This is a genomic window from Anaerotignum faecicola, from assembly GCF_003865035.1.
In the GTDB taxonomy this organism is placed as follows: Bacteria; Bacillota; Clostridia; order Lachnospirales; family Anaerotignaceae; genus Anaerotignum_A; species Anaerotignum_A faecicola.
On the sequence record NZ_BHVZ01000001.1, the window covers coordinates 496,277 to 517,831 of the forward strand.

Below are 21,555 nucleotides of genomic sequence, written 5' to 3' on the forward strand. Positions count from 1 at the left end.
CTGTCCCTTACTGCTGCAGCACATGCAGAACACTGGGAACAAACTGTTTCTTTCTGGAAACCAGACCGGGCACGTGTACCCAGTTCTCCTCAGGCTCGCCAAATGCGGTTTCCACCAGTTCCTTCGCGCCTTCGCCTGCAAATACCAGATCGGAGGATTCTGTCAGGATATTTGTCAGCAGGAAGAACAGCATTTCACCTTCCTTGACTGCGCCTTCCATATAAGCCGCAATTTTAGGACGCAGCTGCTCCAGCTCTGTCTTATCCATGGAAGAAATCTGCCCTGCGCCAAAGTTTTTATCGTTGCCGCTGAATTTTTTGAAGTCCTGATAGAAAATTTCTTCGGGTGTTTTATCTGCAAGGCTGCTGCCGGCGCGGAACATTTTTTCTGCATGCTCCTGAATTTCAATACCTGCGATTTTCGCCAGCTCCTCTGCCGCCTTTTTATCCTTCGGGGTGCAGGTAGGAGAACGGAACATCAGCGTATCGGAAATGATTGCGGAGCAAAGCAGCCCTGCGATTTTCTGATCCACTTCCACGTTATTTTCCTGATACAGGTCATAAATAATCGTACCTGTGCAGCCTACAGGCTGATTGCGGAAAAATACGGGCAACGCCGTTTCCATACTGCCCAGTCTGTGATGGTCGATAATTTCCAAAATTTCTGCCTCATCAATGCCATCAACCGCCTGTCCCTTCTCATTATGGTCAACCAATATAATTTTCTTATTATCCATACTCAGCAGGGAGCGTCTGGAAAGCATACCGCAATACTTCCCATCTCTACCCAGAACGGGGAAATCTCTGTGGCGGATTTTTGCCAATGTATCACGGATGTCGCTGATGAAATCCTCTCTGCTGAAGGTGATCAGATGATCCTTTTTCATAAAATAGCGCACGGGTGCAGACTGGGAAATCAGTCTTGCTACCATCAGGGTATCATGCGGTGTGCTGATGATTTTGCAGTTATTTTCCTTTGCCAGCTTCTGAATTGTCTTAGAAATAGGTGCGCCGGTACAAACCACGATGCAGCCTGCATTCATCTCGATACCGCAAAGCTGATTTTCAAAACGGTTCCCGGTCAGAAGCATATCGCCGTCTTCTACATAGTTTTCCAGCAGATCAGGATTTGCCGCACCAATCAGAATTTTCCCCTTTGTAATTTCTTCCTCGGAATCACCGACAATCATTGTACCATCAATCGCATCCAGAACATTCGTATATTTTGTGTGGGATATTGCCAGAATCCGTGTTTCGTAGATGTCCATATTCGCTGTTGCGATATCCTTAACGGAAATAATGCCCTCCAGCACGCCATCGTTTACAATGGGCATGGTGGATTCACGCAGGTCTCTCATTTTATTCCACGCATTTTTCAGGGAAATACCCTCATCCAAGGAGGGGGTGGGCTTAATCTCCACATCCTTCACCTGTGTGCCGACATGACCGATGAATTCAGGCGTTTCCACATCAAAAAAATCCAGCACATACTTTGTTTCGTTATTAACCTCGCCTGCTCTTTTCGGTACAAATACACCATCATCCGTTTTATTTTTCAATGCTGCATAGGCAATCGCAGAGCAGATGGAATCTGTATCCGGATTTTTATGCCCAATGACAAATACCTTCTTTTCCTTTAACATTTTTATTCCTCCCTAAAAATTTCTACTCTTCATATTGAAATTTCCAATATTTAACCAAGTTTAGTATATCCTATAAAACAGCAGAAGGAAAGCAAAAACCTGATTTTCGTGAACTTGCCTACTTCGCCTGTCTTTTTGTATACAGAATACGGTAATTATAAACATTCTGTCGTTCTTTTGTTATTCTCTTACATAAAAAATGTCCTGATTGGAAAATCAGGACTCAAGAGGTGCCACCCGGATTTGAACCGGGGGTAGAGGTGTTGCAGACCTTTGCCTTACCACTTGGCTATGGCACCATATTCAACTGTTGTTTATAAGTATACTCTCCTTTTTGGGTTTCGTCAATCCTTTTTTCTTTTCCCAATAATCTGCTTTTGTGCAAAGAAAAAGCCTCGGCTTTCAACCGAGGCTTGCGAGGCGCCACCCGGATTTGAACCGGGGATAGAGGTGTTGCAGACCTTTGCCTTACCACTTGGCTATGGCGCCAGATGATCCGTGCGGGATTCGAACCCGCGTTACCGCCGTGAAAGGGCGGTGTCTTAACCCCTTGACCAACGGACCATAAAAACTCCCCGAGCGGGACTCGAACCTGCAACCCTCCGGTTAACAGCCGGATGCTCTGCCATTGAGCTATCGAGGATTATTATACTTCCCTTTATTCTCTTTCTTACACCTTCAAAACTGAATACCAGTGAAAGCTTTTTTAGTTTATCATCAATCGTCTTCTTTGTCAACCTTCTTTTTTTGGTCAAGCCCTCGATCTATTAGTATTGGTCAGCTGAACATGTTACCATGCTTACACCTCCAACCTATCAACCTCATTATCTTTAAGGGATCTTACTTCCGAAGAATGGGAAATCTTATCTTGAGGGCGGCTTCACGCTTAGATGCCTTCAGCGTTTATCCGTTCCATACATAGCTACCCGGCTGTGCAGTTGGTCTGCAACCGGTACACCAGAGGTACGTCCATCCCGGTCCTCTCGTACTAAGGACAGCTCCTCTCAAATTTCCTGCGCCCACAACGGATAGGGACCGAACTGTCTCACGACGTTCTGAACCCAGCTCGCGTACCGCTTTAATGGGCGAACAGCCCAACCCTTGGGACCTACTTCAGCCCCAGGATGCGATGAGCCGACATCGAGGTGCCAAACCTCCCCGTCGATGTGAACTCTTGGGGGAGATAAGCCTGTTATCCCCAGGGTAGCTTTTATCCGTTGAGCGATGGCATTCCCACTTATTACCACCGGATCACTAAGTCCTACTTTCGTACCTGCTCGAGCCGTCGCTCTCGCAGTCAAGCCACCTTTTGCCTTTACACTCTTTGAATGGTTTCCAATCATTCTGAGGTGACCTTCGAGCGCCTCCGTTACCTTTTAGGAGGCGACCGCCCCAGTCAAACTGCCCGCCTGACATTGTCCCTCATCCGGATTACGGATGCAGGTTAGAAATTCAATGACATAAGAGTGGTATCCCACCGGCGGCTCCACGAAAACTAGCGTTCTCGCTTCTTAGCCTCCCACCTATCCTGTACATATATCATCGAATCCCAGTATCAGGCTGCAGTAAAGCTCCATGGGGTCTTTCCGTCCTGTTGCGGGTAACCAGTATCTTCACTGGTTCTTCAATTTCACCGGGCGTGTTGTCGAGACAGTGCACAAATCATTACGCCTTTCGTGCGGGTCAGAACTTACCTGACAAGGAATTTCGCTACCTTAGGACCGTTATAGTTACGGCCGCCGTTTACTGGGGCTTGAATTCAAAGCTTCGCTTGCGCTGACCTCTCCTTTTAACCTTCCAGCACCGGGCAGGCGTCAGCCCATATACTTCACCTTACGGTTTCGCATAGACCTATGTTTTTGCTAAACAGTTGCTTGTGCCTCTTTTCTGCGGCCTCTTGCGAGGCTCCCCTTATCCCGAAGTTACGGGGTCATTTTGCCGAGTTCCTTAACAACACTTCTCCCGTCGGCCTGTGGATTTTCTCCTCATCTACCTGTGTCGGTTTACGGTACGGGTACACATAACGCAATAGCGGCTTTTCTCGGCAGTGTGGATTCGGAAACTTCCTTACTTTTTTTCAGTCCTCATCACGTTTCACTTACAGGAGACGGATTTGCCTATCTCCCACAGCTTTACGCTTGACCGGGTCTTTCCATTCCCCGGTTTCCCTATCCTCCTGCGTCCCCACAGTTCTGATTATGTGTAGTACAGGAATATCAACCTGTTATCCATCGACTACGACTTTCGTCCTCGCCTTAGGCCCCGACTAACCCTGGGAAGATTAGCTTTACCCAGGAATCCTTAGATATTCGGCCTACATGTTTCTCACATGTATCTCGCTACTCATTCCGGCATTCTCTCTCCTGTTTCGTCCACCATCGCTCTCACTTTGGCTTCGTCCTTGCAGGATGCTCCTCTACCACTCCTTACTTTGTAAGGAATCCGTAGCTTCGGTGTCGTGTTTTAGCCCCGTTACATTTTCGGCGCAGGTTTTCTCGACTAGTGAGCTATTACGCACTCTTTAAATGTATGGCTGCTTCTAAGCCAACATCCTAGTTGTCTATGAAATCCCACATCCTTTTCCACTTAACACGTACTTTGGGACCTTAGCTGTCGGTCTGGGCTCTTTCCCTTTTGTCCACGCGACTTATCTCACGCAGACTGACTCCCGAGGGTATCTTGACGGCATTCTTAGTTTGATATGAGTTGGTAACCTTTTTGGGCCCCGCGTCAGTTCAGTGCTTTACCTCCGTTAGACTCCAGCTCGAGGCTAGCCCTAAAGCTATTTCGAGGAGAACCAGCTATCTCCGAGTTCGATTGGAATTTCTCCGCTATCCACACCTCATCACCACGTTTTTCAACACATGTGTGTTCGGTCCTCCAAAACCTTTTACGGTTCCTTCAACCTGGACATGGATAGGTCACCCGGTTTCGGGTCTACTAATACCAACTCTACGCCCTATTCAGACTTGGTTTCCCTTCGGCTCCGATGCTTCTGACATCTTAACCTCGCTGGCATTAGTAACTCGCCGGACCGTTCTACAAAAAGTACGCCATCAGCCCGTAGGCCTTTGACTGTTTGTAAGCACAAGGTTTCAGGTTCTCTTTCACTCCCCTCCCGGGGTCCTTTTCACCTTTCCTTCACAGTACTGCTTCACTATCGGTCACTAGGGAGTATTTAGGCTTGGGGGGTGGTCCCCCCGGCTTCCCACAAGGTTTCTCGTGTCTCGTGGTACTCTGGATCCTGCTCGCTGCTTCAAGATTTCGTCTACCGGGCTTTCACCGTCTACGGCTGGCTTTCCCAAAACCATTCGTCTATCTCTCGGCAATGCTAATTGCAGTCCGCAACCCCGAAGAACCAGGTCCTTCGGTTTGGCCTCTTTCCCGTTCGCTCGCCGCTACTTAGGAAATCGAGTTTTCTTTCTCCTCCTACTGCTACTTAGATGTTTCAGTTCACAGCGTTCCCTTCCATACGCTATGGATTCACGCATGGATACTTGAGGTTTGCTCAAGTAGGTTTCCCCATTCAGATATCTCCGGATCGATGGCTGTTTGCGCCTCCCCGAAGCTTTTCGCAGCTTACCACGTCTTTCATCGGCTCCTAGTGCCAAGGCATTCTCCTTGTGCTCTTTCTTGCTTGACCAGTTTAATATAATAGCTATTTCTCTGGAATGTTTCGTTGTAGCGATACAACTTTTGTTACATTTGAAAATAGAAAATTTTTGTTTTCTCGATTGACTCTATTTTTGCTTTACTTGTATTCAGTTTTCAAGGTGCAAGTTGTTTTATTTTTGGCCGTTCTCGCGACCGCTTAAATATATTATCATGGGGATACTTCTTTGTCAACAACTTTTTTCGTTTTTTGCAAAAATTCTTTCAAAACAGCAAAAGCCCGTAAAACCGGGCTTTCAGGTAAATATCGTCAGAATCAGCTGCAATAATATGTTGTTTTCGTAAAAATATCCTGCAAAAAGCGTTCGTTCCATGGCAGAAAAAAGTTCTGCAAACGCCCCCCTGCACTGAAAAAATGTCAGCACAATGCCTGACAGCCAGACGCAGACAATCCCCTTCGCGCCACCCACCAGAAATCCGCTGAATCGATTCAGAAAATTCAGTCCCGGCAGCTTACTGAACAGGTGCAGTGCATTGATTACCACCTTCACTACAATATAAATCAGCACAAACGCCGCCGCAACACTCAATACATTGATGCAGACATTCGCGAGATACCCTGCGATATATTCCTTCAGGCTTTCCGCGTGGAGCAGCTGATAAATCACAGGATTATTATTTTCCAGAAGCGCCTCCTTCAGAAATTCCGGCAGGGGCATTGCCTCAATCAGCGCGGTCTGCGTCTGCATTGCCCCCTCCTGCAAAGCCGTATCCAGTCCCATGGAGGTCTGAATTGCCGTGGACATTTTATCAAACAGGATTGTTTCCCTTAAAAATCTTCCGATAAAAGGGCTTACTGCTTTCGTTCCGAGCAGCGCCAGTGCCATCGGCAAAAAGCCGAGTACCGCGCGAATCAGACCCTTTCGCCATGCCGCAACGGCGCAGCCCAGAATGATCGCCGCCACAGCCCCATCCAATATCCAATTCATCCGTTTTCCTCCTTTTTCTTCTATATATAATAGAACCGCATGCAGAGAAAATTTTCACAAAAGAAAGGCGGCCTGGCATTCTCTTGCCCATTCTGCCGCCCTTCCCTATTTTTACTGCTTTTGTGTCGCTTCATTTTGTGTTTTTTCATTCTGCGTTGTTTCATTTCTCGCAGAAACACTTGCATTTTCCGTATCCGCCGTTTTTGTCGCATTCGTCTGCTTTTTCCCCTTTGTCATGGCATAAACAGAAATCTCATTCTTCCCAACTGCCATCACGCGGTTCAGCTTTTCCATCGGAATCAGGTCATTCAAATCGGTGATTGCCGTATAATTCCAGCTTTCATTGCCGCTGTAGGTTACACCGGTATAATCGCGGTCATTGCCGACCACAATGCCTTTTTCTGCCGCATGCAGATACGTCACACTCTCGCCGGAGGCAAAGGAGCCCTTCTCATTGCCGTTGCCATCCAGCCAACAAACCGTTCCCTTCTCTCTGCCATCCTTATTTGCCACACCGTCCCCCAGCGCAAGCACAATATATTCCTTATTCCCTAATGCTGCTTGATCAACGGTATTTTCCAGAGGATAATTCCAAAGCTCGCCGCCGTCACTGCCAACACCATAGACTGCCTGATCGGAAATCACCGCCAACGCGCCATTTTTGCGATAGCTGATAACGGGAATGATTTCATCCGTTTTTTCCACTGCCGCAAACATGCTGTCCGTAAAGTTTTCTCCATCCTCCGCATTGATATAGAACAGCAGAACGCGCCCCATCGGGGAAATATCCGTTGTGTCCAGATAGCTGATCGCAAACACCCTGCTGTCATCCGATACATCCGAGGAAAGGGGATAAATGCCCTTGCTCTCCTCTACGCGCTCCTTCAAAAGCTTCCCCTTTCGGTTATAAACACAGATGCGGTAGCTGCTGTCATTCTTCGTAATCAGGGAAAGATAGCCGGTTTCATTCAGCGCGAACTGCACAGGAGAGCCTTCCGCCTGCAAATCATAAACCATTCCTTCCTTATTATAAACCCGTACCGTTTTACCGCCCATGTCGCCAACAGCAACAAAATCGCCTTCCTGCACAAGGGTTGGCGAGGTCATACTGAAGGTATCACTCCACTTCTGCGCCCCTACGGCGGTATAATATTTCACGCCATCCTTCGTGCAAAGCAGAAATTCCTTTCCAAATGCAGCGACAGCCGCCTTACTGCCGGCATCCACCGCCACGCTTTCCTTCGGTGTATCCTCCTGCACGGCTGCGTCCTCCTCCTGCGCCTGCGTTCGGTTCGTTTTTCCGATAAGGGCGAGAAAACGCCCCTGTCCATGGAAGGTATCAATATAAATCCCACCTGCTACCAGACAGACCACCGCCAGAATACAGACCAACGCAGTCAGCATCTTATTACTGTTATTCAAAAATTTTTTCGGTCTTCTTTTCATTGCCGCTTATTCCTTCAAATTTCTCTGTACCAAAAACATGGCTCTGTCATAGTCTTCCTTCCTGACATAAATCAGGTATTCCGTCTGATGGTCGATATCTGCATCCGTCGAAGTTGTTCTTCCGCTCACAAAAAAATCCGCCCGATCAGAAACGCGCATCTCATAAGAAATATCAAATTTCCAGAGAATATCTCGCACCTCCGCCTGTTTTTTCATATCAAATGTGCAAAACAGCTCTTTCCTGTTCCATACTGTAATCATGGCAATCCCTCCTGACGCTTGATTGCAATTCTTTTTCTCTATCATACTATATTCATACCGCTTTTGCAAATCAACACAGCTTTCTTTTTTCAAAAAAACGCCCGAGAAATTTTATAACAATTTTTTCTCAGGCGTTCTCTTTTCTTAATTTTCTTTCAGCTTTTCATACAGTGCAATATACTGTACTGCGGAGCTTTCCCACGAATAATCGCAAAGCATTGCATTTTTCACAACGTGCGCCCATTCTTCCCTGCCCATATGGTAGGTACGCAGGGCTTCATCCAATGCCCAAAGCAGTCCGCCGCAGTCATAGTTTTCAAATAAAAACCCATTGCCCTCCTTCGTCTCAGGGTTATACTGCCGAATCGTATCCGCCAGACCGCCTGTTTTTCTCGCAATCGGCACAGTGCCAAAGCGCAGGCTGAACATCTGCCCTAAGCCGCAGGGTTCAAACTTGGAAGGCATCAGAAATAAATCCGCAGATGCGTAAATCTGCTGTGCCAGTGCCTCATCAAAGAAGATATTCGCAGAAACCCTGCCGGGGTAACGGCTCTGCAGGCTGCGGAAGGTATATTCATACGAAGGCTCACCCGTGCCAAGCAGCACAAACTGCACATCTCGGCGCATCATTTCATCCAAAACAGGTGCCAGAATATCCACACCCTTTTGGTCTGCCAAGCGTGTAATCATGGCAATCAACGGAACCTCCCGTTCCTCCAGACCCAAGCGCTTTTGCAGGGCATGCTTATTCTCTGCCTTTCCTTCGGGATGCGCCGCGCTGAAATGCTTCACGATAAAACCATCTGTTTCGGGGTTATTCGCCGTAAAATCAATGCCGTTCAGAATCCCGCAAAGGCGGTCGCTTCTGCTGCGCAAAATGCCATCCATGCCATACCCATATTCGGGTGTCTGAATTTCCTGTGCATAGGTTCCGCTGACGGTACTGATATAATCGGCATACACCAGACCCATTTTCATATAGCAGACCGTATTATAAAATTCAATATTGGCGTATGCCCAGTCGGATACCCCCAGAAGCTCCATGGTATCGAGCGAAAAACGTCCCTGATACTGCAAATTATGAATTGTAAACAGTGTTTTGATTTTGGAATATTCCGTTACCTTATTGTACATTTCCTTCAGATACATACAGACCGGCCCTGTCTGCCAGTCGTTGCAATGAATCACATCAGGATAAAAATCAAGCATTGCCAGCATATCCAGAACAGCCTTGCCGAAAAAGGCAAAGCGTTCGTTATCGTCATCAAAGCCGTATAACGCACCACGGCTGAAATAATAATCGTTTTCAATAAAATAAACAGGCACCTCTCCGGGCTTTACCAGAACCTTGGCTCTCTGTTTTCTCCATTGTAAATAAACGTCAAATTCTCCTAAAAATTCCACGCCGTACATTGTCTCGTTTTTAATTACTCTATGACGAGGAATGACCACACGGACATCCACGTTCTTTTTCTGCAATGCCTTCGGCAAAGAGCCGACAACATCACCCAAGCCGCCGCTTTTGACAAAAGGCGCTGATTCGGAGGCAACTAAAAGTACCTTCAAACCCTTTTCCATAAAATATCACCTCTTTTTTATCATACAATGAAAACGTCCCGACAGCAAGAAAAACCCGCAGAACATCTGATAAAATTTACGGATTTCCGAAAAAAATACACGTTTTCATCCCCTTTATAAATTCCCAAAGAAATGGTATGCTATAGATTGAAATAAAAAAAATCAAAAAATAAAATCTAAAATAGAAAAGAGGCTACGATTATGAATCATACCATTCCCGAACGAAAGGATACCGACCCTCGTTTTCATTGGCACATCGAGGATTATTTCAAAACCGATGCTGATTGGGAGGCTGCCTATGTCTCTCTGGAGGAGAGCCTGCCCGAGCTGACCGCCTTTGCCGGCAAGCTGGCGGACTCCGCAGAAGCACTGCTTTCCTGCCTGAAAAAGAATGAGGCACTTTCCCTGAAATTAGACCATATCTATACCTACGCCTCCATGCGGATGCACGAGGATAGTGCAAATGCCTTCTATCAGGGGCTGGCTTCCCGTGCAGAGCTGCTGCTGATTCGCTATTCTGCGGCAGTTTCCTTCCTCACCCCTGAAATTATTGCCATTCCGGAGGAAAAGCTTACCGCCTTCCGTGCAGAAAAAGCGGCAGATTTTGCTGTCTATGACCATTTCTTCCATACCCTTCTGCGCCAGAAGGCACACACCCTTTCCCCTGCGGAGGAGCATCTGCTTGCCAGAACCGCGGAGCTGGGCGGCGCGCCACAGCAGATTTTTACCATGCTGAACGACGCGGATATCACATTCCCGCCTATCCGCACTGCCGTAGGAGAAGAATTGGAGCTGACAAAGGGCAGATATGTCACCTTTCTGGAAAGCCCCGACCGCTCTGTTCGCGAGCAGGCGTTCAAAAATCTCTATTCTGTCTATTCCGCACAGAAAAACACCATCGCCGCAACCTATGCCGCATCTGTAAAAAGCGATGTCTTTTTCGCACAGGCAAGAAAGTACGGCTCTGCGATGGAAATGGCGCTTTCCGATGACAATATTCCGCTTTCTGTATATGATACGCTGATTGAAACCGTCAACAAGAGCCTTCCCCTGCTGCACCGCTATGTTTCCCTGCGCAAAAAGGAGCTGGGTGTAGATGAACTGCACATGTATGATTTATATGTTCCGCTTGTACCCGATGCAGATGTCAAGATTCCTTATGAGCAGGCAAAAGTAACCGTAAAAGAGGCATTGCAGGTAATGGGCGAGGAGTACTGCAAGGCTCTGGCGCATGGTATGGAAAGCGGCTGGATTGATGTTTACGAAAACAAGGGCAAGCGCGGCGGTGCGTATTCCTGGGGCAGCTACGGCGTGCATCCCTTTGTTCTGCTCAACCATAACGATACCATCAACAGCATGTTTACCCTTGCGCATGAAATGGGGCATGCCCTGCACAGCTTCTTCACATGGAAAAAGCAGCCCTATCTTTATGCCGACCATAAGATTTTTGTTGCAGAGGTAGCTTCCACCTGCAATGAAGCCCTGCTGATGGAGCATCTTCTGAAAACAACTGAGGATAAAACCATGCGGAAATATCTCATCAACTATTTCCTGGAGCAGTTCCGCGGTACACTCTTCCGCCAGACCATGTTTGCCGAATTTGAAAAAATCACACACGCCATGGCAGAAAAGGGCGAACCCCTTACATGGGAAGGCATGAACCAAATCTATCGTGATTTGAACATCAAATATTTTGGCGAGGATATCGTGATTGATTCGGAAATTGATATTGAATGGGCGCGTATCCCCCATTTCTATAATGCGTTCTATGTATATCAGTATGCAACCGGCTACAGTGCTGCGATTGCCCTTTCCAGAAAAATTCTGAACGAGGGACAGCCTGCGGTAGCTGCGTATCTGGATTTTCTCTCTAAAGGAGACAGCGAATATTCCATCGACCTGCTCAAGGGTGCCGGCGTAGATATGACCACTGCCGTTCCCATCGAAAATGCCATGCAGCTGTTCAAGGAATTGCTGGATGAATTTGAAGCCTTATAATCGACAAAAGCAACAAAAAACAGCGGTATCTTTCGATACCGCTGTTTTTTTCGCCGAAGGATAGCCCTTTCGGATTATCCTTTTTCCCTGCGGATAACAGGACTTGAACCTGCACGAGTTGCCTCACTGGAACCTAAATCCAGCGCGTCTGCCAATTTCGCCATATCCGCAAATAAAAAATCCCTCTGATTTTTACTCGGGGAGGGTACTCGAGGTGGAGCGATAACCGCTTTCATCCACACGCTTTTATTTTATGTGCTTTTTTTGAAAAAGTCAACCGTAAAAACAAATTTGTACAAAGAAAAAAAGCCAATTCCTCCGATTATCGGTTGAAATGGCTTTTTTATGAACCAGGAGGGATTCGAACCCCCGACCCACGGCTTAGAAGGCCGTTGCTCTATCCAACTGAGCTACTGATCCGCATTGCGAAAGCGGGTGATGAGAATCGAACTCACGTGTTCAGCTTGGAAGGCTGACGTTCTACCATTGAACTACACCCGCAAAGAAAAAATGAACCAGGAGGGATTCGAACCCCCGACCCACGGCTTAGAAGGCCGTTGCTCTATCCAACTGAGCTACTGATCCACGTTACTAGCGCAAGAGATATTATGCCATAAAACGTCATGCCTGTCAACAGGTTTTTCAAACTTTTCTTATTTTTTAAAAAAGCCGATGAAATCTCCTGTGTTGTTTCATCGGCTCCTTCTTTTAATTGATGCGTTTGAAATGCTCCTTATTCCAATATTCCATAATTGCCCCTTCGATTCTGCCGCCTTCCATTGTCAGAATCCCAAAGGTAGGCAGTGTTCCGCCCCTTGGCAAAGAGATACTCCCGGGGTTAAAGAGGGCAACTCTGCCGCCCGTCTCCCAAAGCGGCATGTGCGTATGTCCGAAAAGCACAACATCCGCCCCCTGTTCCTCCGCCCAATAAGAAATCGTGTCATAATTCCAATACACGCGCTGCTTATGCCCATGCGTTAGGAGCAAGTTTTTTCCGCCAAGCCGTACCAGCTTCTGCGAAGGCGTATCCACGCGATAATCATTATTCCCCTTGACATAATGAAACGACAGCTTAGGAAATTCCTGCTGTAATGCAACCGCGTCATCATCATGATCGCCCAGATGAAACACCGCGTCCACCTTCCCTTGCAGCCGCGCAAGCACCGCTCTTGCATTTTCCAGATACGCATGGGTATCACTCAAAACCAGAATTTTCATAGGCTTACAGTTCCTTTTTCAGCATTTCTTTCATTTTGCGCAGTGCCTTTCCTCTGTGGCTGATTGCATTTTTCTCCTCGGAAGAAAGCTCTGCCATATATTTTCCCTTTTCCGGTACATAAAAAATAGGGTCATAGCCGAAGCCATTCTCGCCCTTTGCCTCATAGCCGATGATGCCCTCAACGGTATCATAGCTGACCAAACGTCTGCCATCAGGGAATGCTGCCGCAATACAGCTGACAAAGCGCGCCGTTCTCTTTTCCTCCGGCACACCGTTCAGCTTTTCAAAAATCGCCTTGAAGCGTTCGGGGTAAGGCGTATCCTCGCCCATAAAGCGCGCGGAATAAATGCCGGGGGCTTTATCCATGTAGTCGATTTCCAAACCGGAATCGTCGCTCAGGGTAATCTTGCCGCCGATTTCCATCACCTGCACTGCCTTTTTCATGGCATTTTCCTCAAAGGTCTTGCCATCCTCCACCACGTCAATCGTAATGCCTGCTTCCTCCATGGAAATGACATTTACATCCATATCCGCCAGAATTTCGTTGATTTCCTTGATTTTCCCTTTATTTTTCGTTGCAAAAATAATCGTTTCCATCGTTTCCTCCTCGTTCATCCTTAGCTCAATTCCAGACCATCCAACGCCGCCTGCTGCAGCTGTTTCAATTCGCCTGCCGCCTTTCTACCAAGCGCAAGCAGCTCCAGAAGCTGTTCCTGCGTAAAGGTGCCATGCTCCCCTGTGCCCTGCACCTCTACGAAGTTTCCTTCATCCGTCATGATAATATTCATATCCACTTCCGCCGCGGAATCCTCCTCATAGCAAAGATCCGCCATGGCAACGCCATCTACCACACCAACGCTTACCGCGGAAATATAACGGTGCAGGGGCATTTTTTCAATCAGCCCCTCCGCTACCAATTTCCGACACGCCATTGCCAGTGCAACAAAGCCGCCTGTGATAGATGCCGTTCTGGTGCCGCCGTCCGCCTGCAGAACATCGCAGTCCACCGTAATGCTTCTTTCGCCCAGCTCCGTAAAATCCACTGCCGCACGCAAGGCTCTGCCAATCAGTCTCTGAATTTCCGTGGAACGCTGATTCAGCTTCAGCTTATTGATGTCCCTTTTGTTTCTTGTTGCGGTTGCGCGAGGCAGCATGGAATATTCTGCCGTTACCCAGCCTTCGCCGCTCCCCTTTTTAAAGGGCGGCACGCTTTCCTCTACGGAGGCGTTGCAAAGTACCTTTGTGTTGCCCCATTCTATCAGCACAGACCCCTCCGCGTAGCGCGTAAAATCCTTGATGATTTTTACGGGACGCAGTTCATCTGTCTTTCTTCCGTCAAAACGGTTCATCTCTCATTCCTCCTGTTGTTCTTTTTCTATTCCGGATTAAATTATACCATATTTGCAGAAAAATTTATAGAAAAAGACCACAGCATCTCTGCCATGGTCTGATTTTCTTATCTTATCGCAAGGGATAAGTAAATGCCTCCTCGATTGCATCTGCAATCGCCTTTGCGACTTTATTCTGATAATCCTCCTGCGAAATCTTGAGCGCATCGCCGGGGTTGCTGATAAATACCGTCTCTACAATAACCGCAGGTACGGTTGTTGTATTCAGAATCAGCAAATCGGTACGCAGCTTTGTTCCTCTATTGGTGTTGCCTGTTGCGCTGACAATGCTATTCTGAATCAGCTGTGCCAGCTTCAGGCTTGTCAGATTGCTGCCCGTATCATTGGAATGGTTTTTATACAGCACCTCTGTGCCGTTTGCCACTGCCGAGCCGGAATTCATGTGAATGGAAACCATTGCATCCGCAATCGCATTTGCACTCTGCGCCCTGCTGCTGTTTGTGGGGTAGGTATCGCTGTTTCTTGTCACATAAACCTTAATGCCGCTGCCGTCCAGATAATTTGCAACCTTCTGCATAATGGTAAGGGTGAGATTTTTCTCCGTCAGTCCGTTGCCGCTTGCGCCGGGGTCACTGCCGCCGTGACCTGCATCCAGCAGAAGCACCTTACTGTATACATCCTGCGGATTCTTTACGGAAATGACATATCTTTCCTGCTCCTCCGTAATGCTGTAGCAGCTGATACGGCTCTGGTTAAAACGGATGGTTGTCTTGCCACCACTTGTGGAAACCTGAATACTCTTGATTACACCGTTATCGATATCATAGGTGCCGCTGCCGAAGGTTTCGGAATAATCTCCGGGCAATACCACATCGGTATAGCCATCCAGATAATGATCATTGATTTTCACACTGCCTGTCTGAATGGTATCCTTTTTCTGCAAATACAGCTTATTTGCGCTTGTATCATAGCTCATGTTTTTCATACTGGAGCTGAAAATCTGTAATGTCATCGCATGATTATCTGTGGTATAGCTGTATTTCGCCATGCCGTCCACCTCAAATACCAACCGCAGAGTCGTATCGTTGAACATTGCCGCTCTGCCTGCCGTTACATATTCCAGTGCGCTTACATCAAAGGTGCTGTCCAACTCGGAAACCGCATTGGGAATATCCACTACGATTCTGCTTGGGTTGGAAAGCGTATAGACGCTCACGCCCAGTGCGCTGTCCCCGCCAACCTCAATGATATCTCTGTCGGTGCTGCTGTTATGTCGAATTGCAATATCGCTGACCGTTACGCTTTTGAATGCAATCGTCAGCTTGGATTTATCCGCACTCTGCGTAATGGTGTAGTTCTTTTTCCCTGTTAAATCAAACACCACTCTGGTGTAGATTGTACCATCATCCGCTGTATGCTCCGCCGTCCGCACTGCGGTCACAATACCGCTGTTCGTTGCAGTCAGACTTGTCGCCAGACCGTTCTTTGCGCCGTAAAAATCAAGCACAATCTTGTTATCTGCCACATAGACCTCCTCATAGGAGGAAACCGCACCGCTTGCCTGCACGGAGAAGGTCTGCTCCGCCGTTTTGCTTGCCGGCACAGTCACCTTGTTCAGCGTGACATAATTCACGCTCGGTGTAGTGGGTGTGGTGGGTATAGTGGGTGTGGTGGGATTTGTCGGTGTTGTAGGCGTTGTCGGCGTGGTGTTTGCCGTCGTTTTGATGGAAACCGTTCTGGTTGCATCATCCCACTGAATGTTCAGATCCAGTGCAGAAGCCAGCGCACGCACAGGCAGCATCGTTCTGTCGTTTACAATCATCGGCGGCACATCCATGGTAAAGGTTTTGCCGTTTTTGTAGCCAGTTGCCTTATTCATTTCAAAGACCAGTGTGTAATCATCATTGATCACATACGCCTGCTTGGCTTCTTCGTTCCAGGTAACCTCGCAGCCAAGCTCCTGCGCAATCTGGCGCATGGGCAAAAGCGTTCTGCCGTCAATCGCGACCGCAGGCATATCCTTCGGTGTCATGGTTTTTCCGTCAATCTTTACCACAATCTCCTTCGCATTGTATGCGTGGTTCTTGCCGTTATAAAACAGGTTCATGCTGACATTTGCTGCAAATGCCGTTACGGATGAAAGCATCCCCACCGCCATCGTTGTCAGCAGGAGCCGTTTCCACTTATGTCTCATTGTGTATTCCTCCTGCTTATCCTTATGTAAACTTTCCTTTGACATACTCCTCTAGTATATCAGTATATCAAATTTTGTCAAAATGAAAAGGTTCTTTCCCATTTTGTAAGAAAGTCTTAATCTTTAGTCGAAAAAAGAGCGTCTATTGTTCCCAATAAACGCCCTTTTCCAATATTTTCTTGCTTATCTGCCGCGGTTTTCCGTATAGCTCCCCTTGAGCGTTGCGGTTTTCGTTTCATCGTTCCAGAGAATTTTTTCTGCGCCGAAAATCTTCGCCCAATCCCGCATCGGAAGGAAGGCTCTGCCATTGACAATCTCTAGTTCCCCCGAGGTTTCCAATGGATTGCCACCATAAAGCATTTTCTTTTCGCCTGCTTTCATTTGAAAATAGACATCTCCCTTCAGAATGGTGACCTCTTTCTCCCCTGCGTTCCAATCAACTTTGGTCGGCTCACGGTCAAACGCCTTTACCGCCGCACGCAGGGGCAGCATAGTATAGCCGCTTTTGCTGAGGTAAGCCGGAGTATCCAACGCGATCCTGTCTGCGCCGGAATAAATAGAATTCTCGCCCACAGGAATGGTTATCACCCAGTTTGTTCTGGTCGAGATTTCAAAGTTCGCATCCACGAAATTTTCAATCACCTTTGTCTGTTCAGTTTTTCCGTCTGCATCCTCGTAGTCTGCATACAGACCATAATGCACACCGGAGCCAACCTCCAATGCGCCATTTTCCGCATCCAGCGTATAATCGGAAAGTGTCAGCGCTTCCTGTTTTTTATCATCCGCCGCAAGAATCTGCACAATCAGCTTGCCTTCCTCTACGTAACATTCCGCCTTTACGGAGCCGTTTTCCACAACCGTTTTTTCTTTCTCTGCAAACTGCATTTTTCCTTCTGCGGTAAATACGAATTTCGCGCCTGCCGCAAAGCCATCTGTCTCTGTTTCCGTCAGAATCAGCTTCTTCATGGTAATTTCATCCGGTCTGTCATCCTTTTTGAAGCCCGTGTGTCCATTCGCATACTCGCACTTTGTCGCGATATCCACCGCAGGAAATTCCGCCGCCTGCGCCATCACAGGCATCGCTGCCAGACAGCCTGCCACCAAGGCTAAACCAATTATTTTCTTCATAAAATGCTCCTTTCGTTTTTCCCATGTTGTCTTGCTTTTTATTCTTCCTCGCCCTGCGCTCGTTTATCAAACGCCTTCAGCTTTTTCATAACCCTGCCGTGTACGCTGTTCGCAGGGAAATTTCCTGTCTTATTCTTCTTTCCGGCGGACAGCCCCATCAGAAGCTCAATCCCTTCATCAATCTTAGAAATCGGATAAATATGGAACAGACCGTCCTTCACCGCCTGCACCACCTCATCCTTCAGCACCAGATCCTTCACATTGGAAACAGGAATAATTACCCCCTGTGTCCCCGTCAGACCGCGCTTTCTGCAAAGGTCAAAGAACCCTTCTATTTTATGGGTCACGCCGCCGATTGCCTGAATTTCGCCCTTCTGATTCACAGAGCCTGTCACCGCCAGATCCTGCCTGATCGGCAATTCTGCCAGAGAAGAAAGAATGCAGTATAATTCCGTACTGGAGGCGCTGTCCCCATCAATACCATTATAATTCTGCTCGAAGCAGACCCGACAGCTCAAAGAAAGCGGAAAATTCTGTGCATAGGTCTGCCCCAGAAAGCCCGTAATAATCTGCACGCCCTTGTCATGCGTCTGTCCGCTTAGGCGTGCCTCCTTCTCGATATTCACAATGCCGGATTTGCCGACATAGGTTGTTGCCGTAATACGGGAAGGATTCCCAAAGGCATAATTGCCCATATCCAGAACAGCAAGCCCGTTAATCTGCCCGATTTCCGCCCCTTCGGTATCAATCATAATGACGTTTTCTTCGAGCATTTCGTCCAGCTTTTCTTCATACAGCTTCATCCGCTGTTCCTTTTCGTAAATGGTTTTCTGAATATGTGCCGCCGTCACAAGCTCCGCTCCTTCCAGCTTTGCCCATGTTACCGCTTCGCAGAGAATCTCCGCCAGATGATTGAATCGCGTGGAAAGCTTATCCTGCCGCTCTGCCGTTCGGGAGGAGTATTCCACAATAGCGCAAACCGCGCTTACATCAAATTCCATGCACCCCTCTCTATCCACAAACCGTTTGATAAACTGCGCGATTTTCCGGATATTTTCATCTGTACGAGGCATTTCATAATCAAAGTCCGCGCGAATTTTGAAGAACTTATCAAATTCCTCGTCATATTCATTCAACAGCTCATAATAATAGCTGCTGCCAATCATAATCACCTTGATATTTGCAGGAATCGGCTCCGGCTTCAGGGTGGGCGCAACCACCGCACCCAGCTGCTCCCGTATGGAGTCCATGTTGATTTCTCTGGTCTTCATCACGCGGCGGAGTGCCTCCCATGCCTGTGGCGTAGAAAGGATATCCTGCGCCTGCACCAGCAGGTAACCGCCATTCGCCTTATGGAACAGACCGCCCTTAATCTTCATGAAATCCGTTGTCAAATTCCCGAATTCGCTGTCATATTCCACCTCACCCACCAGATTATTATAGGTCGGGTTAAACGTCACCACGATGGGCGCACCCTTGCTGTCGGAATGGTCTACAATCAGATTGACCTTATATTTCAGCGTCACATCCTCGGCAGGCTTTTTCCCAAGCATCGGCAGGAGACTTGCAAGGCTGTCCTCACCATCCTCTTCCTCCTCAACGAACTGGCTGATATTTTCCAGAACATCCTCCTGCACCGCATTGATGTAGGAAATAACTCTTTCATATTCCTGATATTTTTCCTGCACCGCATTCACATGATGCCCGATGGCAAACATTCCCGTTTTATAATCCAGCTGATCGGTCTGCCGCTTGGATTCCTTATCCATATCGCGCAGCTCACGCATAATGGAGCCTGCTTTTTCCTGCACCATCTGAGAATTTTTCTCAATTTTATTTTTTACATCCTCGCTCAGGTCATCGTATTCATCCTCGCCGACTGCCTTGCCCTCTACCACTGGCATGAAAAATACGCCTGCATTCGTTGTTTTTACTTGAAAGCTGTACTGCTCCGCAACGGCACTCATTTCTGCCATAAGCGCATCTCTCTTTTCATCAAAAGAATGCTCCAAAGTGTTTTTCTGTGTTTCATAATCCTCTGCACGGAACGCCTTTTGCAGCTCTGTTTTGAAAAGCTGTACCAGTTCTGCCATGTCCTCCTTGAACTGCTTGCCCTGCCCCGGCTCGAAGCACAGTGCCAAAGGGCTTCTGGGGTTCTGGAAGTTATAGACATAGCACCAGTCATACGGCACCGGCTCTGTCTGCGCCAGCTTTTCGGTGCTGTTTCTTGCATAGGTGGTTTTACCTGTGCCGGAAGGCCCTGCCATATAAATATTGTAGCCCTTCATTTTTACTGCCAAGCCGAAATCAAATGCCTTTACGGCTCTTTCCTGCCCGATGACCCCCTCCAGAGGCTTGATCTCCGCCGTTGTACGAAAGGACAGTTCCTCAGGAAAGCACCCTTTCTTTAGCTCTGTATACGCCAATTCAAATGGTTTTTCCATTTTTCTTCATCTCCTTTTTGCAAAAAACGCTGAAATGCACTCTCACATCTCAGCGTTTCTATTTTTTCTTTTCCGCTCCGTCAAAGGGACGCACCCTCTGCATCGGGGAAATATTTCCACATGATAATTGCATCCTCCTTGGTGTCGGGGTAATAATTCTTACGGATGCCCTCTGCCTTGAAGCCATATTTATGGTACAACGCCTGTGCAGGCCGATTCCCCATGCGTACCTCCAAGGTAATGCCTGTCATTTCTTTTTCCAACGCCTTTTCAATGAGCTTTTCCATCAGCATGCTGCCGATGCCTTCACAGCGTACCTCCTCCAGTACGCCCACGTTTGTGATATGTCCTTCTGTTACTACATGCCACATCCCTGCATAGCCGACTACTCTGCCATCCATCAGCGCCACATAGTAAATCGCCATTGTGTTTTCTCTGACCTCTCTTTCAAAATCCGCTCTGGTCCAGGGGATGGAAAAGGTTGCTTCCTCAAGCGTCACCACGCCGTCGATATGCTCCTCTGCCATAGGGACAATCTCAATCATTCTCCTGCTTCCTCCTTCGCCAGTCTGGCTTCTCTTTCCCGTTCCGCCTGTGATTTTCTCAGATAAATCAGCTCAAATGCATTGCCCGGCTTTGCCAGTCCTTCCTCTGCCATGATTGCGCCCAGCGTTGCCACCGCAGATGCTCTTTGCATATTGCAGTGCGCAGGAGCGAATAAAAATGCGGGGTTCTGTTCCAGTCTTTCTCTGTGCACCGGCACGCCGTCCCCCAGAAAAATGACCTCATGCTCCAGCATTTCCGCAATTTCAATGACACGCTCAATGCTTTCTGCCATGTGGTCTGTCAGGCGAATCAGCTTGCCGTTTTCCCACATATAAAAAGCGGCATAAACCTGATTTCTTCTGGCATCCATAATCGGGCAGATGAATTTATTCGTTTCAAACACATTATATGCCAATGCATCCAATGTGGGAACGGCAACAATAGGCTTGTCCAGCGCAAGCGCAAAGCCCTTCGCCGTTGCCGCGCCGATTCTCAGCCCCGTAAAGGAGCCGGGGCCGCAGGCACAGGCAATGCAGTCAATGCTTGCCTTGTCCGTTTCCGTCCGTTCCAGAATATCCGCAATCATGGGCAGGATGGTCTGGCTGTGCGTCAGCTTATAATTCATGGTAAATTCCGCAATCAGCTTATCTCCCTCCACAAGAGCGGCACTGGCGGTCTGCCCCGTGGTGTCAATTCCTAAAATCTTCATCCTCAGCCCTCCTGTCTGATGGTGATGCGGCGGTAATCGTCATCCTTGGTGTAGTCCTTCTCTATCGTAATCCAGACGGCATCGGCAGGAATCAGCTCCTTCACCAGCTCCGCCCATTCTACCAGACAAACGCCCTCGCCGTAAAAATATTCCTCATAGCCGGTGTCCTCCATTTCCTCCTCGCAGGAAATGCGGTACACATCAAAATGATACAGCGGCAGTCTGCCCTCGTATTCATTCACAATGGCAAAGGTAGGGCTGGTCACATGCTCCGTAATCCCAAGCCCCTTGGCAAAGCCCTTCGTAAAGACCGTTTTGCCAACGCCCAGATCGCCGCTCAGACAGTAAATCTGCCCCGCCCTTGCCTCTCGTCCCAGCTTTTCTCCCAAGGCTTCGGTTGCCTCAGGGTTGTTTGTTTCAATTCTTTCGTTCATCGTATC

The 21,555-nt window shown here is 48.0% G+C and carries 15 protein-coding genes, 8 tRNA genes and 1 rRNA gene; 1 reads left to right on the forward strand and 23 read right to left on the reverse strand.

Going from position 1 to position 21,555, the window contains the following annotated elements; genetic code table 11:
• Positions 1–7 precede the first annotated feature (7 nt).
• The 10 genes from EJE48_RS02325 to glgA all read right to left on the reverse strand — a co-directional run bounded on the left by EJE48_RS02325 (position 8) and on the right by glgA (position 9,528).
• Complete coding sequence (locus EJE48_RS02325) at positions 8–1,648, reverse strand: putative manganese-dependent inorganic diphosphatase (protein WP_118583027.1); 1,641 nt, start codon at positions 1,646–1,648, stop codon at positions 8–10.
• A 222-nt stretch (positions 1,649–1,870) separates the two neighbouring features.
• A tRNA-Cys gene (locus EJE48_RS02330) sits at positions 1,871–1,941 on the reverse strand.
• Between the two features lie 119 nt (positions 1,942–2,060).
• Positions 2,061–2,131 (reverse strand) — tRNA-Cys (locus EJE48_RS02335).
• Positions 2,132–2,134: 3 nt separating this feature from the next.
• Positions 2,135–2,206 (reverse strand) — tRNA-Glu (locus EJE48_RS02340).
• A 7-nt stretch (positions 2,207–2,213) separates the two neighbouring features.
• Positions 2,214–2,285, reverse strand: a tRNA-Asn gene (locus tag EJE48_RS02345).
• 104 nt (positions 2,286–2,389) lie between these two features.
• Positions 2,390–5,285: ribosomal RNA gene (locus EJE48_RS02350) — 23S ribosomal RNA — on the reverse strand.
• Positions 5,286–5,550: 265 nt separating this feature from the next.
• On the reverse strand, positions 5,551–6,243 hold the full coding sequence (locus EJE48_RS02355; protein ID WP_118579708.1) for a CvpA family protein: 693 nt from the start codon (positions 6,241–6,243) through the stop codon (positions 5,551–5,553).
• A 111-nt stretch (positions 6,244–6,354) separates the two neighbouring features.
• A complete protein-coding gene (locus EJE48_RS02360; RefSeq protein WP_118579711.1) occupies positions 6,355–7,689 on the reverse strand; it encodes a DUF5711 family protein in 1,335 nt (444 codons plus the stop codon).
• 6 nt (positions 7,690–7,695) lie between these two features.
• The gene (locus EJE48_RS02365; protein ID WP_016406544.1) at positions 7,696–7,950 is read right to left on the reverse strand and encodes a hypothetical protein; all 255 of its coding nucleotides are present in this window, start codon (positions 7,948–7,950) and stop codon (positions 7,696–7,698) included.
• Between the two features lie 144 nt (positions 7,951–8,094).
• Complete coding sequence (glgA, locus tag EJE48_RS02370) at positions 8,095–9,528, reverse strand: glycogen synthase GlgA (protein ID WP_124984262.1); 1,434 nt, start codon at positions 9,526–9,528, stop codon at positions 8,095–8,097.
• A gap of 201 nt (positions 9,529–9,729) precedes the next feature.
• Between glgA and pepF the strand changes: the two genes are divergently transcribed.
• Positions 9,730–11,526: an oligoendopeptidase F gene (gene pepF / locus EJE48_RS02375; RefSeq protein ID WP_118579717.1), complete on the forward strand. Its 1,797-nt coding sequence runs from the start codon at positions 9,730–9,732 to the stop codon at positions 11,524–11,526.
• An 88-nt stretch (positions 11,527–11,614) separates the two neighbouring features.
• On the opposite strand, the gene EJE48_RS02380 is transcribed toward pepF, so the two are convergent.
• The 13 genes from EJE48_RS02380 to tsaE all read right to left on the reverse strand — a co-directional run bounded on the left by EJE48_RS02380 (position 11,615) and on the right by tsaE (position 21,549).
• Positions 11,615–11,696, reverse strand: a tRNA-Leu gene (locus tag EJE48_RS02380).
• A gap of 176 nt (positions 11,697–11,872) precedes the next feature.
• Positions 11,873–11,946: transfer RNA gene (locus tag EJE48_RS02385), tRNA-Arg, on the reverse strand.
• 10 nt (positions 11,947–11,956) lie between these two features.
• Positions 11,957–12,027, reverse strand: a tRNA-Gly gene (locus EJE48_RS02390).
• A 10-nt stretch (positions 12,028–12,037) separates the two neighbouring features.
• Positions 12,038–12,111: transfer RNA gene (locus tag EJE48_RS02395), tRNA-Arg, on the reverse strand.
• Between the two features lie 123 nt (positions 12,112–12,234).
• Positions 12,235–12,744 carry a metallophosphoesterase family protein gene (locus EJE48_RS02400; protein WP_118579720.1) on the reverse strand — a complete coding sequence of 170 codons (510 nt, stop codon included), beginning with the start codon at positions 12,742–12,744 and terminating at the stop codon, positions 12,235–12,237.
• A gap of 4 nt (positions 12,745–12,748) precedes the next feature.
• Complete coding sequence (locus tag EJE48_RS02405; RefSeq protein ID WP_016406548.1) at positions 12,749–13,342, reverse strand: XTP/dITP diphosphatase; 594 nt, start codon at positions 13,340–13,342, stop codon at positions 12,749–12,751.
• A gap of 20 nt (positions 13,343–13,362) precedes the next feature.
• Complete coding sequence (gene rph / locus EJE48_RS02410; RefSeq protein ID WP_016406549.1) at positions 13,363–14,094, reverse strand: ribonuclease PH; 732 nt, start codon at positions 14,092–14,094, stop codon at positions 13,363–13,365.
• 112 nt (positions 14,095–14,206) lie between these two features.
• On the reverse strand, positions 14,207–16,288 hold the full coding sequence (locus EJE48_RS02415; RefSeq protein ID WP_160117297.1) for an N-acetylmuramoyl-L-alanine amidase family protein: 2,082 nt from the start codon (positions 16,286–16,288) through the stop codon (positions 14,207–14,209).
• Between the two features lie 183 nt (positions 16,289–16,471).
• Positions 16,472–17,416, reverse strand: a complete 945-nt coding sequence (locus EJE48_RS02420; protein ID WP_124984264.1) for a copper amine oxidase N-terminal domain-containing protein — start codon at positions 17,414–17,416, stop codon at positions 16,472–16,474.
• Between the two features lie 38 nt (positions 17,417–17,454).
• Positions 17,455–19,860 carry a Lon protease family protein gene (locus EJE48_RS02425; protein ID WP_124984265.1) on the reverse strand — a complete coding sequence of 802 codons (2,406 nt, stop codon included), beginning with the start codon at positions 19,858–19,860 and terminating at the stop codon, positions 17,455–17,457.
• Between the two features lie 80 nt (positions 19,861–19,940).
• Positions 19,941–20,405, reverse strand: coding sequence for a ribosomal protein S18-alanine N-acetyltransferase (gene rimI, locus EJE48_RS02430; protein ID WP_124984266.1), 465 nt, complete (start codon positions 20,403–20,405; stop codon positions 19,941–19,943).
• Complete coding sequence (tsaB, locus tag EJE48_RS02435; protein WP_124984267.1) at positions 20,402–21,115, reverse strand: tRNA (adenosine(37)-N6)-threonylcarbamoyltransferase complex dimerization subunit type 1 TsaB; 714 nt, start codon at positions 21,113–21,115, stop codon at positions 20,402–20,404. Before tsaB ends, rimI begins: the two co-directional genes overlap by 4 nt.
• A 2-nt stretch (positions 21,116–21,117) precedes the next feature.
• Positions 21,118–21,549 carry a tRNA (adenosine(37)-N6)-threonylcarbamoyltransferase complex ATPase subunit type 1 TsaE gene (gene tsaE, locus EJE48_RS02440; protein ID WP_124984268.1) on the reverse strand — a complete coding sequence of 144 codons (432 nt, stop codon included), beginning with the start codon at positions 21,547–21,549 and terminating at the stop codon, positions 21,118–21,120.
• Positions 21,550–21,555 lie beyond the last annotated feature (6 nt).

Bases quoted from the DNA above. Each gene is read 5' to 3' on its own strand.
- EJE48_RS02355 (WP_118579708.1), bottom strand. From the start codon at position 6,243: ATGAATTGGATATTGGATGGGGCTGTGGCGGCGATCATTCTGGGCTGC.
- EJE48_RS02360 (WP_118579711.1), bottom strand. From the start codon at position 7,689: ATGAAAAGAAGACCGAAAAAATTTTTGAATAACAGTAATAAGATGCTG.
- EJE48_RS02365 (WP_016406544.1), bottom strand. From the start codon at position 7,950: ATGATTACAGTATGGAACAGGAAAGAGCTGTTTTGCACATTTGATATG.
- glgA (WP_124984262.1), bottom strand. From the start codon at position 9,528: ATGGAAAAGGGTTTGAAGGTACTTTTAGTTGCCTCCGAATCAGCGCCT.
- pepF (WP_118579717.1), top strand. From the start codon at position 9,730: ATGAATCATACCATTCCCGAACGAAAGGATACCGACCCTCGTTTTCAT.
- EJE48_RS02400 (WP_118579720.1), bottom strand. From the start codon at position 12,744: ATGAAAATTCTGGTTTTGAGTGATACCCATGCGTATCTGGAAAATGCA.
- EJE48_RS02405 (WP_016406548.1), bottom strand. From the start codon at position 13,342: ATGGAAACGATTATTTTTGCAACGAAAAATAAAGGGAAAATCAAGGAA.
- rph (WP_016406549.1), bottom strand. From the start codon at position 14,094: ATGAACCGTTTTGACGGAAGAAAGACAGATGAACTGCGTCCCGTAAAA.
- EJE48_RS02415 (WP_160117297.1), bottom strand. From the start codon at position 16,288: ATGAGACATAAGTGGAAACGGCTCCTGCTGACAACGATGGCGGTGGGG.
- EJE48_RS02420 (WP_124984264.1), bottom strand. From the start codon at position 17,416: ATGAAGAAAATAATTGGTTTAGCCTTGGTGGCAGGCTGTCTGGCAGCG.
- EJE48_RS02425 (WP_124984265.1), bottom strand. From the start codon at position 19,860: ATGGAAAAACCATTTGAATTGGCGTATACAGAGCTAAAGAAAGGGTGC.
- rimI (WP_124984266.1), bottom strand. From the start codon at position 20,405: ATGATTGAGATTGTCCCTATGGCAGAGGAGCATATCGACGGCGTGGTG.
- tsaB (WP_124984267.1), bottom strand. From the start codon at position 21,115: ATGAAGATTTTAGGAATTGACACCACGGGGCAGACCGCCAGTGCCGCT.
- tsaE (WP_124984268.1), bottom strand. From the start codon at position 21,549: ATGAACGAAAGAATTGAAACAAACAACCCTGAGGCAACCGAAGCCTTG.